We start from the raw sequence: 14,130 nt of genomic DNA, 5'->3' as shown, positions 1-14,130 counted from the left end.
CGGGTGACCGCGCTTCGAATGGAGAGAAAGCCATGCGCCCGTTCCCGATCGCTGTTCCTAGACGTCGAGCCCGAACGATGCTGGGCGTCCTGGCAGTGGCGTGCACCGCCTCCTTGATCGTTCCCGTAGGAGCCTCCGCGGCAACACCGCGGACCGCGCCGCGTGCAGGCGCCTATGGGTACTTCGTCGACACCTACAAGACCAACACCCCTGCCGCCACCACATCGGAGACGAATGCCGCGATCGGAGTGCTGTCGCCGTTCGGGAACCTGTGGCGTCCGGGGGCCACATGGGACAGCGGGGTCGCTGTCGACGCCGCCGGGCAACGGATCCTTGACTCGAACATCGCGCAGGCAGCAAAGATCACGCAGACCCGCACGGATGCGCAAGGGCGCGAGGCGTACCTCATCGACCGACGCAACCAGAGCTACTCGGCCATCGCCGGCTTCGGTGACCTGTCTGGCGCCGTGACGACCGCGACGAACGCGGGCACCACCATCCCCGACGAGATCCCGGCGGACGCAACGACCAAGCAGTACGTCGACCAGGGCAATGCCAACGGCTCGTGGGCTGACGTCGACTCGGAGCTCGGTGACGTCGTGCAGCTGGTGAACACACTGCGGGGTGACTACTCCTCTGCGAGCAACGCGAAGAAGTACTACCAGTACCCGCGGCCGTATCGGCAGAGCTCGGATGTAAAGGTCCTCCCCCAGCTCGTGCCCGAAGAATCCCCGACACCCGCCACCGACGGAGGGTTCCCGAGCGGGCACACCAACGCCGGCTACCTGGCGACGCTGGCCTTCGCGTACGCGTACCCGCAGAAGTACACCGAGCTCCTTACCAACGGCTCGGAGATCGGCAACAGTCGTATCGTCGCAGGGATGCACTCGCCGCTCGACGTCATGGGAGGACGAGTCCTTTCGACCGCGCTGGCCGCTGCGATCCTGAACGACCCGGCCAATACGGATCTCGAGCAGCAGGCACACCAGCAGGCGGAGAAGGTGCTCGCCGCGTCCACTCCGACCGCAGTCGATCAGTATGCCGACTACGCAGCGGACAAGGCGGACTACCGCAAGCGTTTAACCTACGGGTTCACGCAGTCCGGCACGAAGACGATCCCCGCCACGGTGCCGAAGGGCGCCGAGGCGCTGCTGCGCACCCGCCTGCCGTACCTCAGCGACAAGCAGATTCGGGAAGTACTCCGAACGACCGCTCTGCCGTCGGGCTACCCGCTCCTCGACGACGCGGAAGGGTGGGGACGACTCGACCTCTTCTCGGCCGCTTCCGGCTACGGAGCCTTCGACGGCGCGGTAACGGTCTCGATGGACGCCGCCGAGAAGGGCCTGAACGCCGCCGACACCTGGCGCAACAACATCGGCGGCACCGGGTCGCTGACCAAGCGGGGCACCGGCACCCTCGCCCTCGCCGGCACGAACCGCTACACCGGTGGCACGACCGTCCGCGGCGGAACCTTGGCTGCGGACGCCGCTGACTCGCTCGGCAAAGGTTCGGTGACGACCGTCTCCGGCACGCTCGCAGACGCCAGCACGAAGACGATTCACGTCGGCGGCAACCTTACGCAGCACTCGCGCGCCACACTCTCGCTGGGCGTCGACGGGCCGAAGCCAGCCCTGCGCGTTGCCGGCACCGCCTCGCTCGGGGGGAAGCTGGTGGTGCATGTCACTAAGGCCAAGGCCGTAGCGAACGACATCGTCTTGATCGCGGCCGACCGGATCGAGAAGGGAACGAGCTTCCGCACAGTCCGCGTCACCGGCCTGCCAGCCGGGTACAAGCCCGTGCTGCAGCGCCACGGCAACGTACTTCACCTGATCAACGCCAACGCGAAGAAACACGGCCACGGCCACTGAGCCTGAAGCGGAGGGCACCGCGCGCGCCCGATCGAGACGACGTCGCACCCCGGCGGAGCCATTCGACATGGGAGAGAAAGAGATCTGTCGGATGATGGGTCAATGAATCGGACTGATCGTCTGTACGGCATCGTGGAGGAGTTGCGGGCATTCTCACCGCGGCCGCGAAGCGCGCGTCGCCTTGCGGAACGGTTCGAGGTATCGGTCCGCACTATTGAGCGAGACCTCTCCGCGCTGCAGCAATCGGGTCTGCCGATCTGGGCCGAGCCTGGCCGGACTGGTGGGTTCGTCATCGACGCGTCAGCGACGCTCGGCCCCGCCGGGTTCACGCTGGATGAGGCCCTTGCGGTGCTGGTCGGGCTCGCGACGCTCGGTCACAGTCCGTTTCGGCAAGCTGCCCACACTGCTGCCCGAAAAATGCTGGCGGTGATGCCGAAAGAGGACGCGTCACGTGCCAGAAGACTCGCTTCGCGGGTGCATTTTCTGGAGAGCGAAAACGACGCGGTTGTGCCGGCTGAGTTTGCGGCGGCCCTTCGCAGCGACCGTGTTGTGACGCTTCGATACCAGGCCGCCAGCGGTGCGGATTCCACCCGAAGCGTTGAACCGTTGGGCGCGATCGAAAAGGACGGGCAGTGGTACTTGATTGCCTGGTGCCGACTTCGCGAGGGCGTGCGAGCGTTTAGGGGAGACCGGATGCTTTCGATCGAGGTGACCGACGAGAGGCCCCCGCGGCGCACCCTTCGATCCGAGGACCTTTCGATAGCTTACGGACGGCTACGGCCCGTCGTGAACGACTGACCCGAGGCGCAAGACGTTCGGAAACACCGACAGGACGGTGTCGCGAAGACAGGTAAAGCTAAAGCCTTCACCTCATCAACACCCCTGAAGGAACTTATGCCGTTCGCATCCATCCGCATCATCACCGACAACCTCGACGACCTCGTTGCTTTCTACGAGAGAGTCACCGGACAACGGGCGGAGCGTCCCGCACCCGTGTTCGCGCAGTTCAGCGGCCCGGGTGCGAACCTCGCGATTGCCGGTGCCGCCACCGTCGCGATGCTCGACGGAGCACTGACCCCTGCGACGAACCGATCCGTGTTCATCGAGTTCGAAGTTGCGGACGTCGACGTTGACTTCGCCGCCCTCCAGCTCAAGGCCGAGGACGTAGTCCTTGAACCGACAACGATGCCGTGGGGCAACCGCTCCACGCTGATCCGCGACCCCGACGGAAACGTCGTCAACCTGTTCAGCAAGCCCGTCGGGCAGTGAGCTGACATCCTAGACACCCGGGCATAGCAGCCCCGCACTCACCACAAGCCCCGACCTCGGAGCAGGCATCGCGTGGTAATCAGAGTCGCTCGGTAAGCGATTGGCTATCGGACGCTCGCGGCGAGGGTCTTGCTGTACCAGCGGTCGGAATACGGTTCGTCATTGAATGCACCGACGCGCACAAAACCGTTTCGCTCGTACATTGCGCATGCCTCTGTCAGGGCGGCGCGAGTGTCGAGCCGGAGCGTACCGATCGCGCGCTCTAGGCAGGCTTTCTCGATGGCGCGGAGTAGCTGCGAGCTAATACCTCGTCCTCGATGTGACGGCGATGTAAACACCTTCGTCAGTTCGGCGGCGCTGCCGAGAAATCGAACCCCGGCGCAGCCGAGGGGGTGCTCGCCTTCGACGGCGACGAGCAGCTCGCCGGTGACGCCTTGCAGGTCGTCGTAGGGTTCATCCCGGAGCGCCTGATCTAACTCGTCCTCCGTTACTGGCCGCCCGTGCCATCGGGACGCGACGTCGCTCATGTAGCCACGAACGATCAGGTCCGCCATTGAGGCGCTAGGGGAGACGGCTTCGATCGTGATCACGACATGAAGCTTAAGGAATCACCTACCGGACGGCGGTCGTCGCCCCAAAGACGACTGGAAGCGCATGAGGTATCCGTCGGGGTCCTGGACGAGGAACTACTGCACGCCAGCCTCCTCATCGTCGATGCCGTACCACTTCGTCTCGGGTTGCATGAAGAGATTGACCAGCATGCCGGAGTACCTGCGCCAGGGCCTCAGAGTCCGGCACCGAGATTTGGTCCCACCGTCTCCAAAGCTGATCGTCTCTGGGACATGGATTGGACGAAGGTCGCTGCCTACGCGGGCATTTCGAAGATGATTTCTCGGCCGTCTTCCTCGTCCCACTGTTCCCCGTTCTCGACGAACCCGTAGCTTTTGATGAGCGCAAGAGAGGCTTCGTTGTCTGGACTGATGGTGGCCCGGACAATCGACACATCCGGGTGCCGATGGGCGACTGCGAGAAGGGTTTCGAGAGACTGTCGTGCGTAGCCGCGGCGGCGGAACTGAGGGTCAACACGGTAGCCAAGCTCCACCATGCCGGCGGCGTCCAGGCCCCCGTGAAAACCGGCCAAGCCGACAAACATGGTGACGCTGGGATCGACGATCAGCCGAGTGATCCAGGCCGCGTCACCGGGGCGTTCCTTGATTTGCTTGCTTCTCATGCGCCACAACCCCGCGCAATCCGGTCCCGCGAGATAGGGCGACACGTGCTGCAAGGCGAGCGACACCGACTCGCCCGTGGCCAGCTTGTGCAGAAGAGCTTCCGGCACGACGTCCAAGTGAATTTGTGACCGCTGAGGCCGGGGGTGGGCCCATGGGGAGCTTGTGATCGTCATTGACAGGATGATGGCACAGGCCCAATGCGGCCGGTAACCGATGGTCTATCGAGGCGTGGTGGCGGGCGCTGCGTCCAACGAGAAAAGATAGTCAGCGTTACCTTTCAGAGCCGGCTTGTACCTCATAAGCTCTGCCGCATCCACGTGATCGGCCAAAAGGTTGAGGAGACTTGCAAGTGCGGTGTTCGTCTTACCCGCAGCGTGGAAGGTGAGGGATTCGAAAGCTCCTAAAGCCACAGAGTCGGGGAACTCACCACGCGCCCGAGCAAATACGTGCAGGGACTCTTCGATCCTCCCCAGATTCCGGAGCGTGCTGCCGTATTGGAGGTAGCAGCGGCGGCGAATGTCCCCCGCCAATCACTTCTGCATGGACCGCTCGTAGAAGCCGAGCGCCGTCGCCTCCTCTCCCGCCGTATCGTAAGCGCCGCCGAGTTCGTAGAGGACCCTCGGATTCTCTGGGTGCTTCTCGTAGAGGGGTAGAAGGGCATCGATGGTTGGGCGCATGTTGTCCCGGTCCCGGGAGGCGAAGATGCTGTCCAGCTGCGCATCGAGAGTGTGAGTCATGGCATTTTCTGCTCAGGGGATCGGGCAGGCCGCGGCGGCTGCCGCCAGGATATCGACCGTCTCGATTACCGATCAACTATCGAGACGTCATCAACGGCTTCGTCTCGATAGCCAGTCGTCAAGGGAGGCCGGCATGTCAGGCTGAGTCAGTGACATACTCCACAACGCAGGGCATCACTCTCCGCCCGTATGAACCCGCCGACGCCATCGCCACGCTCGCTGTCTTCACAGAGGCCATCACTCAGACAGCGGCCGCCTACTACACAGCAGGGCAAATCGAGGCGTGGGCGAAGCCGGGACGGCGCGACCCCAACGCTTGGAACGACGCAATGCGCGGACGCGGGAGCGTCGTCGCTGTCGCGGGAATTGAGGTAGTGGGCTTCTCGGACGTCGATCGAGACGGACACATCGACATGCTGTTTGTTTCGCCTAGGTATCTGCGCCGCGGGATAGCTCGGACACTGCTGAGCCACATCGAGCACCGAGCGCAAGCGACGGGGACGAAGCTGCTGAGCTCTGACGTCAGCAAGGCTGCCCGACCCTTTTTCGAGAGCATGGGCTTTGACCTTGTCCGGGAGCAACGAGCCACTATGGAGGGGATGGAACTAACGAACTATCGAATGACCAAAACACTCACTCCCCCGAGTGCGATTGTTCGATAGGCGTTCGCCTATTGAGAGGGCCGCCTAGCGGGGGTGTTCATCCGACATAATCCCGATATGCGAAGAGAAGGTCTACTCAACGAGCAGACAGACTTTCATACAAAGCGTCTGAGATTGCGGCCGTGGGAGAATACGGACGTCGAGTTCCACCGCCAGTTGTGGGAGGAGCGCGACGAGCGTGTTCCTGCGAGCCGTCGTATCACCACCGATGGACACCCGACAGTCGCTGAGATGCAGGGGTGGCTTCGCACCTACAGGCCGATTCCGACACCGGGGTTATTCGTTGTAGAACAACTCTGTACCCCGGGCGCTGTCGGCTATTGCGGGCTCATAGAAAACAGTCTCGGTCGAATGGAGGAACCAGAACTGGCTTTCGAGTTTCTTCAGAAGTTCTGGGGTCAGGGCTTCGCGACGGAAGCCTCTCGGGCAATCGTTGATCGTGCGGCGGCGTTTGGATACGACTATCTCGCTTCTACAGTTCGCGAATGGAACACCGCTTCGCTCAACGTGCTTAGCAAATTGGGGTTCGTAGTCACTGGTGAGCGTGAGATCGACGCAGTGCACGGAGACTCGCTTCTACTCAGAGCGCGGCTTTAAGACCACAGCCGGTAACCAACCCATCCAAGAGCAGCGCCTCATAGGCTTTGGCTGTGCACCCGCCAATCGATCCGTTCCGCTCTGGGTACCTGAGTCGACCAAATGGCGCACAACTTTACTGGGAGACCTCGGGTAACCCCCGCGGGCGTCCTGCTCTGTACCTCCACGGCGGCCCGGGCTCGGGGCTCGGGGCAGGTGGCTACCGGCGCCGTTTCGACCCAGACCGCCACCTCGTCGTCGGGTTCGACCAGCGCGGCTGCGGACGCAGCACCCCATGGGCCATAGACGATCTCGCTACGCTCACCGACAACGCGACGCAAGAGCTCATAGACGACATCGAGGCGCTTCGCAGTCACCTCGGGATCGAGGCTTGGCTGGTGCACGGCGTCTCGTGGGGCAGCACGCTCGCGCTGGCATATGCACTCGCGCATCCGACCCGCGTCACCGACTTGGTCCTCGTTGCTGTGACGACGGGCGCCCGCCGTGAGATCGACTGGATTACTGAAGGCGTGGGAGCTGTCTTCCCGGAAGCGTGGTCACGTCTTGCCGAAGGCGTGCCAGCGGGCGTTCGCGTGATCGACCACTACGCGCGCCTGCTTCGCGACACCGATCCTGAGGTCCGGTTAGCAGCCGCCGATCGATGGGATGAGTGGGAGTCGACGCACGTCTCCCTTGATCCCAACTGGCAGCCCGGACCAGTACATACGGACAATCGTCTCCGCGAGAACTTCGCCACGCTCGTCACCCACTATTGGTCCAATGACTGCTTCCTCGACAGGGACGAGATCCTGACGCGCGCTGGCGAACTTGCCGGTTTGCCAGGCGTGATCATCCACGGCCGACGAGACATCAGTGGCCCGACCATCACGCCTTGGCTCTTGCACCGAGCCTGGCCTGGGAGCCGCCTCGTGATCATCGAAGAGGAGGGCCATGGCGGCCCCATCGAAATGCAAACCGCTCAGGAAGCTATAGACGCCTTCGCCGTCGCCAGGTAGCCGTTCGACTACTGAATACGAGCCAGCATTTTGTTGGGCTCTTGGAGCAGGGCGAACCCCGCGTTGTACTTAGGGCCATGAGCATCAACGCTAAGAACAGGATGCACCTGAGGCCCGGCGGTTCCTGGGCGGTGACGGTTCGAGGATGACCCGCTGATCATCGTCAAAGGGTGAGGTGGTCAGTAGGTGTGGATGTAGTTGATGCTCATGGCTTGCGATCGGTAGCCGAGGTCGGTGAAGAGCGCGAGGCTGTCGCCGGGGCCATCGGTGGCCACGTCGAGGACGCTCTGGTCGATGCCGGTCTCGCGGAGGGCGCGGAGGTGGGCTACGAGAAGGGAGCGTGCCACACCGCGGCGCCGGACTTCGGGGGCGACGCCAAGTACCCAGACGTACCCATTGGAGGAGCCCTGTTCGGCCTGATCCTCCTCTGTCACGAGGGTGAGCAGCAGCCCGACGATCGAGTCGGCGGCGTCGAGGGCGACGAACGAGAACGCATGGGCGAACGACGCGAGGTGCGTCATCGACTCCCACTGCTCGTCACTCATCGGCTGGCTGCTGCCCTCACCTCGGAAGGCCTCGTCGCGTACGCCGTGGGCTGCAGCGGAGTGCTCGGGGGCGTAGCCGACGACACAGATCCCGTCAGGCGGAGCGAGGTAGGTGAGACGCTCGCTCGTCGACCGGACGAGGTTGTGAAAATGGCGTCCCGGCGTAAAACCCGCGTGTTCCAGCATGCGCGTGGTGGCGGGTGCACGGCGGTCGGCGGCGACGATGACCCACCCCGGAAGGAGGCTCGAGGAACCTGCGAGTCGTTGCAGGGCGCGCCCGTGCTGCCATGCCAGGAGACGGCGGCCGATACCGCGACCGCGGTGGGACGGCGCGACACCGCCGAGCAGGATGACGCGCACGAGAGTCTCGTGCTCCGAGGGCATGACGACGAGTCCCCAGGCGACGACCTCGCCCCTGTCGGTGACCGCGGCGAGGGAGTCGGCCGGGAGGTCGGTGTAGCTGTGGCCAAGTTCGTCGAGCAAGTCTTCGCGGGTGTCCGCCCAGTCGGGGTGATCGGCGGCAGCGATGGCGCGGCCCAGCTCGACGAGCGTGTCGACATCGTCAGTGGTGAGGGGCCGCCAGGTGACGCCGTCGAGGGGACGTGGGGTGATGTCGATCGGAGCGGACACACGGTCGTAGAGAGTGGACACAACAGGCAACCGTACCCGTGAAGCGATGCCCAAAGCGGTCCACCTCACGTCCGCTGAGCGATCGGCTGATGAGTCGGTTTTGCATGCTAGCCGCCGTTAGCCTCACGGATGCTGTCCGAGATCGACCTAAGGAAGCCGGAGAACAGGTCGCTGAGCCCTTGCCAGAGTCCCGCAAGGATGATCGCGCCTAACGCTGCACAGATCAGCGCAAAGAGGAGCAGGAATCCGAGAAGGAGAAAAGCTGATCGGTGTTTCTTGGGGGCAACCACCTCACTGTTTTCGGCACTGAACAGCTGACCCATTGGGTCCTGATCTTTGCCCGCATTACGCATGAACAAATCATCAGACCTCGTCTATCCAACATCAAGAGCTACTAGTGCCCTCGGCCGCAACAGCAGATCGGCTAGTGAGACGCCACTTAGGCTTGGGCCATGACTCGTGGGGAGACTTGGTTTGAGAAGTTCATGCGCTGCGGCCGTACCGTGGCCGGCCAACAGAACGGGCTTCGGGATGAGCACATCCGTAACGGATCGAGCATCGCTGTAGGCGACGCACTCAAGTGGGAGGTGCACGACGCATTCGGAGACTAACCGGGCGTGGGTGGAGCGAGCTGGAGAACACGTCTGGCTTGTGGATCACGAACGCACCCCACGTTTGGACGACTTTATGGCGCTGTGGGGCACCGATCCCGTCGTCCACCGGGTCGCGCTCCGTACGGACGGCCCGCTACGCATCGAGCCGGTGGAGGACGTCTTGCTCAGCGAGCTCAACAACCGCGGCGGCGAATAACGTTGCCTCCCATGGCCGGAGGGCGATCCTATTGCGGGCATCACGATCACCACGAGGAGCCGCTGGCTCGGCTGTGAGAATGAACTATGCCCGTCTTCTTGCGACCGTGGTTACTCCGCGATGCGCCGGCGCTCCTCGCCGCCCGCTGGTCAAGCCCCGACCTGAACACGCAGTTCACCGGAGCGGACCTCTCAGACGAAGCGCAGGCCACCGACTACATCGGCAACTTCTTACGGTTCAGTGACTCGGCGAAGAACTGGGCCGTCGTGGAGGACGGCGTCGCCGTCGGAAACGTCGGACTCTCCGCGATAGAGACTCGGCACCAAACAGCGTGGGCTTCCTACTGGCTGGCAGGAGGAGCTCGCGGCCGCGGCTACGCAGCGCGAGCGTTGCAGACCGTCAGTGAATGGGCGTTCGATACGGGGCTCTTCCGGCTCGAGCTCGGGCATCGGGTGAACAACCCCGCCTCGTGCCGAGTCGCCACAGCAGCCGGGTTCTCGACGGAAGGCATCGAACGCCAGAAGCTGCGCTACGGGACCGAGCGCTTCGACGTCGAGACCCACGCACGCCTTGCAAGCGACCCTGACCCGACCATGAACCCTCTTGCGTTCCAGACCGCCCGGTGAAGGATCGGCTATTAAGACGATTTACGAGCCCTTCGGATCGACTACGGCGACGATGGGCCGGTGGTCAGAACCCTTGGCTGCCTGACTGTCGAGCACCGCAAAGGCGACGGGCTCCCAGTCAGCCCCGACGAAGGTGTGGTCGATGGCAGCACCGAGAGAAGCAGGCAGCGCTGCTGGCCAGGTACCCGTTGACTGGATCCCCAGGGAGGACGCGGCGTCCTGGCAGTGGCCGAGCCGATTTCCGTCTAGATTCGCGACGGTGGCGTTGAAGTCACCGACGGCAACGATGTTGCGCCGGTCGGTGCACTCTTGTTTCACCCAGGCAAGGTGATCCTGCCAGGCGCTCGAATCGAGCAGTGATGGGCGCTGCAGATGCGCCACCAACATGGCCGGGGCAGCGGGATCATCGGACGTCGCGACAAACCCCGCCCAAGCGGGCGTCCCTTTCTGATCAACGACGGAGTAGCTGCCTAAGTGGTTGGAGATCAGCAACGTTGCCGAAGAGGAATCGGTCCCGACGATCTGCATGTTGTGCCGCTGAGCGAGCTCGGCCAGCGTTCCCTCCGCGATGCCGGTGAAGTACTCGGGGAGGGCGACCACGTTAGCCTGCTCCGAGTCCATGAGCTCGCCCAGATGTTGCGCCGTCACGTCTTGCTGGTTCGTATTCCACGACAGGATTCGAAGCTGACCTGCCTTCGTGGAAGTACTCGCTGCTGTTCTAACTGGCGCCTGCCTGTCGGCAGTCGAACCGATGCCGAGTCCGGCGCTGACCACCAGCACGAAAAGCCCCGCGGCCGTGACGATCCGGAGGTGAGCTCTGGCGGCGAGGACAAGCACCGCGGCCGAGACGAGGGCGACCCCGAACAAGGCAAGTTGCGGGAACGCCGCTATGACGAACAGCAACGGGACCGTGGACCCGGTCCGCGACGCCACCAGAACGGCACCCGTGACTACGGCAGCAACAGCCACCACTACCCACGCCAGCACCCGCCGCACACTGCCCCCGTCGTCACCGAGAGCATGGCACACAGCAGACATCTCGAAGAAGAGGCACCAGCCCGACTGCCCATGGGCATGAGAATCGATCGCTACATCACACCCCTGGCATCGCTCGGCTGAGCACTGATCGTCTGATCGGGTGGATGTGGCTCTAGATCGCAGCGGTCTGGTTCTTCACAATCGTGCAAGCTGTCGTCGCGATACAACTCGTCCAACATCACATCGTCCCCCCGTTCTTGATCAACGGCACGGTCCACCGAAGCCACTTATGACCACCCGCACGCGTCGCGCACTTGCGTCCGATTCGAACGATCGTGTGCGTCGAGCCCATCCCCGTAGCTGCGCGAGTGGAGACGTCTCGGTAGGTCGGTCAGTACGGAATGAATCTCGGTCGGGGATCGGCCACCGGGCGCTAAACACGCTTCCGCGCGGGCTCGCCGACACCATCCCGGCGTGCTCGCCACTAGGCCCCATCTGATTTTGATTGGAACAGCGGCGGTTTGCGGATTGCGATTTACGAGCAATCCGCAGAGTCTGGGGCGATGACCGATCTGCTTAACAGCCTGCTGTCAACCCTGGATGAGCAGCGCCGTCGTGTCCTGCAGACACTCGATGGACTACCCGACGAAGCAACGACAGGATCCATGGTTCCCTCGGGTTGGGCACCACTTGGTGTGATCCGTCATCTGACCATCGACGTCGAACACTTCTGGTTCCAGGGGGTCGTCGCCGGTGAAGCACTCGACCTGCCCACCGACGACGATGTGTGGCACCCGACACCGTGGCCCGCCCGACAACTCGTCGTCAACGAGTACCAAGCAGCGGCCGCACGCTCCGATGACATCATCCGTGCCACGCCGCTCGACGCACTCCCCCCGACGCAAGCACTGTCCACCTACCCATGGGCCCCCAGGCGGAGCGTGTTGGCGACGGTACTGCACGTCATCACGGAGACGGCCGCGCATGCGGGCCACCTCGACATTGCACGCGAGCTCATCGATGGCCGTCAAAACCTCGTCCTTACTGAGTTCACGCGGCCTGACGCGCGAGGGCTGGATCAGAGCTAAGTAGGCGCAGTACCCGGGTGGCGCCGGCTCTCACCTCGTCGGGATTCGGATTCTGATCGTTGCGCCGGTAATCGTCGCGACGGTTATTTTGTTCTTCCGCCAGAGCCGTTGACGACGTCTCATCAGGCGGTCGGCTACCGGGCGAGGTCTGCAGGACTGTGTTGCGCCGACGGTTCAGCTGATGCTTGCTCATAGCCCGGCAGAGCCCACGCACCACCTCGATCCGTCGTGGCTCGTGCCGCAACGCGTTCTGGGATGCGGAGGGCACAGGCCACGGAGAACGCCGCCTGGAGCGCAGCAACAGCAATTCTCCGTCGCGGGAACCCGAACGCCAACAGACGAGGTTTTACGGCAGCCTGGATCTCGTCGACGAAGGGGCGAAGCGTCGAGTCGTACCGACCGAGGGCCGCTTCCGAGTCATCGGGTGTGGCGTTAATCTCACCCGCGAGGACGTACGCCCCGACGAGCCCACCGGAGATGCCCATACCGCTGTAGGGCGAGGCGCAGTGCGCAGCATCCCCGAGCAGTACAACGCGACCCTTCGACCAGGTGCCGGTGCGGACCTGCAACACCTCCTGCGAGTAAAAAAATGGCGCTTCTTTCATACCGTCGATGAACCGCTGCGTCTGCCAACCGGCATTCCGGAAGCGGTCGCCCCAGAACCGCTGTTGGTCCTCGATCGGCGCGCGGTGGATCGCGGAGGCCTCAGTCGATGAGTCGCGGACGATGAAGTACGCCTGCGTCTCGGCCGCGTTGTGGCTGCGCCGCATGATCTGCCGGCCACCCGACGCGGCGTAGGTCTCTCTCATGTCGCTGTCGGAAGCGACTCGGGGCACGAACCAGTACGCCATGTGCAGACCGGTCCGCCAATAAACGTCCGCTCCCTCAGGGAGGATGGCCCGTCGGATCCTGGATCCTTGACCGTCAGCTCCCACGAGCAAATCAAAGGTCTCCTCGGAGCCATCGGAGAAATGGGCGGTGACTTTGTCCTGTTTCTGGTCGAACGCGTCGACCGTCAGCCCGAACCGGTACTCGACGTCCTCTCGCGTAGCGTCGTAGAGGATACGGACGAGGTCGCCGCGCATGATCTCGAACTCGGAAGTGAGCGTCTGCTTGCCCTGACCCGACGTGTTCGCCATGATCGCCCCGAGCCGTCGTCCCGACCTGCTCACGAACGCGACCCCCGGCTCGGCCACCAGGTGAGCCTTGACCTCTTCGAGCAGGCCCATGGCGGTGATCGGCTCAATGCCCTGCCCTCGCAGGTCGACCTGCGCACCCGTCGCCCGAAGCGCCGGGAACCGCTCCGCCACCGTGACCCGGTGACCGGCTCGCGCCAACCAGAACGCCAGCGCAGGACCGGCGACTCCGCCGCCTGCGATGAGTACCTTCAACGACTTCTTCTTTTCCGTGACCATGACGCTGCTTCCATTTCTCTATCAGTGATAGTTACCGTTCTCGGAGTGTGCGCCTATCGGTGATAGATTGTCAAGCATGGCGAAGATCGATCGAGCTGCAGTGGTCTGGGAAGCGTTGGAGCTGCTCGATGAAGTGGGTCTGGATGGGGTCAGTACCCGTGCCGTTGCTCGGCGACTCGGGGTGGAGCAGCCGTCCCTGTACTGGCACTTCAAGAACAAGCAGGAACTCCTGGCAGCCATGGCGGCGGCGGCGCTGCAGCGGCACGACGAGCTTCCGTTGCCGCAGGTGGGCGACGACTGGAAGTCGTGGTTCCTGGAGAACTACCGGAGTTTCCGCGGCGCCCTCCTGGCACACCGCGACGGGGCACGCCTCCACGCCGGCTCCGTCCCTGACGGCGCTTCCAGGGAACGGCTTTTACAGAAGTTCGCGTTCCTCATCGAGGCTGGCGTGGCCGAGCAGGATGCAATCACGGGGATGCTCGCTGCAAGCAGGTTCACCGTTGGCAGCGCCCTCGAGCAACAGGCGGACCCTGACGCGGACAGGGCCTCACCAGAAGTGGTCGAGCAGCCCGTTGCCCCAACACACGAACAAGCCTTTGAGGCCGGCCTCCTGATGCTGCTCACCGGTCTCGAAGGCTCGACCACTACCGCTACAGCTAGACGACTCTGACGCACCTC

At 63.6% G+C, this 14,130-nt stretch carries 17 protein-coding genes; 9 read left to right on the top strand and 8 right to left on the bottom strand.

Features of this window, described 5'->3' with window-relative positions:
• The first annotated feature begins 77 nt into the window (after positions 1 to 77).
• The 3 genes from EDF39_RS06465 (at position 78) to EDF39_RS06455 (ending at position 3,137) form a co-directional block, all read left to right on the top strand.
• Entirely contained in the window at positions 78 to 1,868 is a 1,791-nt protein-coding gene (locus tag EDF39_RS06465; protein ID WP_123941457.1) for a phosphatase PAP2 family protein, read from the top strand.
• Between the two features lie 102 nt (positions 1,869 to 1,970).
• On the top strand, positions 1,971 to 2,666 hold the full coding sequence (locus tag EDF39_RS06460; protein ID WP_123941455.1) for a YafY family protein: 696 nt from the start codon (positions 1,971 to 1,973) through the stop codon (positions 2,664 to 2,666).
• 96 nt (positions 2,667 to 2,762) lie between these two features.
• Positions 2,763 to 3,137 (top strand): VOC family protein, encoded by a 375-nt coding sequence (locus tag EDF39_RS06455; protein WP_123941453.1) that lies wholly within the window; start codon positions 2,763 to 2,765, stop codon positions 3,135 to 3,137.
• 104 nt (positions 3,138 to 3,241) lie between these two features.
• On the opposite strand, the gene EDF39_RS06450 is transcribed toward EDF39_RS06455, so the two are convergent.
• The 4 genes from EDF39_RS06450 to EDF39_RS17710 form a co-directional block, all read right to left on the bottom strand.
• Positions 3,242 to 3,727, bottom strand: coding sequence for a GNAT family N-acetyltransferase (locus tag EDF39_RS06450; protein WP_123941451.1), 486 nt, complete (start codon positions 3,725 to 3,727; stop codon positions 3,242 to 3,244).
• A 275-nt stretch (positions 3,728 to 4,002) separates the two neighbouring features.
• Positions 4,003 to 4,476, bottom strand: coding sequence for a GNAT family N-acetyltransferase (locus EDF39_RS06440; RefSeq protein WP_233573043.1), 474 nt, complete (start codon positions 4,474 to 4,476; stop codon positions 4,003 to 4,005).
• 111 nt (positions 4,477 to 4,587) lie between these two features.
• Positions 4,588 to 4,899, bottom strand: coding sequence for a tetratricopeptide repeat protein (locus EDF39_RS17715; RefSeq protein ID WP_233572993.1), 312 nt, complete (start codon positions 4,897 to 4,899; stop codon positions 4,588 to 4,590).
• A complete protein-coding gene (locus tag EDF39_RS17710; protein WP_233572992.1) occupies positions 4,900 to 5,106 on the bottom strand; it encodes a hypothetical protein in 207 nt (68 codons plus the stop codon).
• A gap of 149 nt (positions 5,107 to 5,255) precedes the next feature.
• On the opposite strand from EDF39_RS17710, the gene EDF39_RS06430 reads away from it, so the two are divergent.
• Genes EDF39_RS06430 through pip form a run of 3 tightly spaced genes read left to right on the top strand, consistent with a single transcriptional unit; the run spans position 5,256 to position 7,360 of the window.
• Complete coding sequence (locus EDF39_RS06430) at positions 5,256 to 5,768, top strand: GNAT family N-acetyltransferase (protein WP_123941447.1); 513 nt, start codon at positions 5,256 to 5,258, stop codon at positions 5,766 to 5,768.
• 57 nt (positions 5,769 to 5,825) lie between these two features.
• A complete protein-coding gene (locus EDF39_RS06425; RefSeq protein WP_123941445.1) occupies positions 5,826 to 6,365 on the top strand; it encodes a GNAT family N-acetyltransferase in 540 nt (179 codons plus the stop codon).
• Between the two features lie 53 nt (positions 6,366 to 6,418).
• Entirely contained in the window at positions 6,419 to 7,360 is a 942-nt protein-coding gene (gene pip / locus EDF39_RS06420; RefSeq protein WP_199726153.1) for a prolyl aminopeptidase, read from the top strand.
• A 179-nt stretch (positions 7,361 to 7,539) separates the two neighbouring features.
• Here pip and EDF39_RS06415 read toward each other — a convergent pair whose 3' ends face one another.
• Together EDF39_RS06415 and EDF39_RS06410 are read right to left on the bottom strand one after the other, a co-directional pair.
• Complete coding sequence (locus EDF39_RS06415) at positions 7,540 to 8,556, bottom strand: GNAT family N-acetyltransferase (protein ID WP_123941441.1); 1,017 nt, start codon at positions 8,554 to 8,556, stop codon at positions 7,540 to 7,542.
• A gap of 86 nt (positions 8,557 to 8,642) precedes the next feature.
• On the bottom strand, positions 8,643 to 8,858 hold the full coding sequence (locus tag EDF39_RS06410) for a hypothetical protein (protein WP_123941439.1): 216 nt from the start codon (positions 8,856 to 8,858) through the stop codon (positions 8,643 to 8,645).
• 573 nt (positions 8,859 to 9,431) lie between these two features.
• Here EDF39_RS06410 and EDF39_RS06405 point away from each other — a divergent pair.
• The gene (locus tag EDF39_RS06405) at positions 9,432 to 9,971 is read left to right on the top strand and encodes a GNAT family N-acetyltransferase (protein WP_123941437.1); all 540 of its coding nucleotides are present in this window, start codon (positions 9,432 to 9,434) and stop codon (positions 9,969 to 9,971) included.
• Positions 9,972 to 9,992: 21 nt separating this feature from the next.
• Here the strand turns inward: EDF39_RS06405 and EDF39_RS06400 are convergent, their stop codons facing one another.
• Positions 9,993 to 10,958, bottom strand: coding sequence for an endonuclease/exonuclease/phosphatase family protein (locus EDF39_RS06400; protein ID WP_158613174.1), 966 nt, complete (start codon positions 10,956 to 10,958; stop codon positions 9,993 to 9,995).
• 554 nt (positions 10,959 to 11,512) lie between these two features.
• On the opposite strand from EDF39_RS06400, the gene EDF39_RS06395 reads away from it, so the two are divergent.
• Positions 11,513 to 12,037: a DinB family protein gene (locus EDF39_RS06395; RefSeq protein WP_123941433.1), complete on the top strand. Its 525-nt coding sequence runs from the start codon at positions 11,513 to 11,515 to the stop codon at positions 12,035 to 12,037.
• A gap of 134 nt (positions 12,038 to 12,171) precedes the next feature.
• Here EDF39_RS06395 and EDF39_RS06390 read toward each other — a convergent pair whose 3' ends face one another.
• Entirely contained in the window at positions 12,172 to 13,452 is a 1,281-nt protein-coding gene (locus tag EDF39_RS06390; protein WP_123941431.1) for an FAD-dependent monooxygenase, read from the bottom strand.
• Positions 13,453 to 13,528: 76 nt separating this feature from the next.
• On the opposite strand from EDF39_RS06390, the gene EDF39_RS06385 reads away from it, so the two are divergent.
• Complete coding sequence (locus EDF39_RS06385; RefSeq protein WP_123941429.1) at positions 13,529 to 14,122, top strand: TetR/AcrR family transcriptional regulator C-terminal domain-containing protein; 594 nt, start codon at positions 13,529 to 13,531, stop codon at positions 14,120 to 14,122.
• The last annotated feature ends 8 nt before the right edge of the window (positions 14,123 to 14,130 follow it).

The organism is Frondihabitans sp. PhB161, from assembly GCF_003814635.1.
In the GTDB taxonomy this organism is placed as follows: Bacteria; Actinomycetota; Actinomycetes; order Actinomycetales; family Microbacteriaceae; genus Frondihabitans.
Note: the sequence above shows the minus strand (reverse complement) of the source record. Positions and strands in the feature narration are given on the sequence as shown.

Coding starts and splice junctions, on each gene's coding strand:
- EDF39_RS06455 (WP_123941453.1), top strand. CDS start 2,763: ATGCCGTTCGCATCCATCCGCATCATCACCGACAACCTCGACGACCTC.
- EDF39_RS06405 (WP_123941437.1), top strand. CDS start 9,432: ATGCCCGTCTTCTTGCGACCGTGGTTACTCCGCGATGCGCCGGCGCTC.
- EDF39_RS06385 (WP_123941429.1), top strand. CDS start 13,529: ATGGCGAAGATCGATCGAGCTGCAGTGGTCTGGGAAGCGTTGGAGCTG.
- EDF39_RS06410 (WP_123941439.1), bottom strand. CDS start 8,858: ATGGGTCAGCTGTTCAGTGCCGAAAACAGTGAGGTGGTTGCCCCCAAG.
- EDF39_RS06460 (WP_123941455.1), top strand. CDS start 1,971: ATGAATCGGACTGATCGTCTGTACGGCATCGTGGAGGAGTTGCGGGCA.
- EDF39_RS06465 (WP_123941457.1), top strand. CDS start 78: ATGCTGGGCGTCCTGGCAGTGGCGTGCACCGCCTCCTTGATCGTTCCC.
- EDF39_RS06425 (WP_123941445.1), top strand. CDS start 5,826: ATGCGAAGAGAAGGTCTACTCAACGAGCAGACAGACTTTCATACAAAG.
- EDF39_RS17710 (WP_233572992.1), bottom strand. CDS start 5,106: ATGACTCACACTCTCGATGCGCAGCTGGACAGCATCTTCGCCTCCCGG.
- EDF39_RS06390 (WP_123941431.1), bottom strand. CDS start 13,452: ATGGTCACGGAAAAGAAGAAGTCGTTGAAGGTACTCATCGCAGGCGGC.
- EDF39_RS06395 (WP_123941433.1), top strand. CDS start 11,513: ATGACCGATCTGCTTAACAGCCTGCTGTCAACCCTGGATGAGCAGCGC.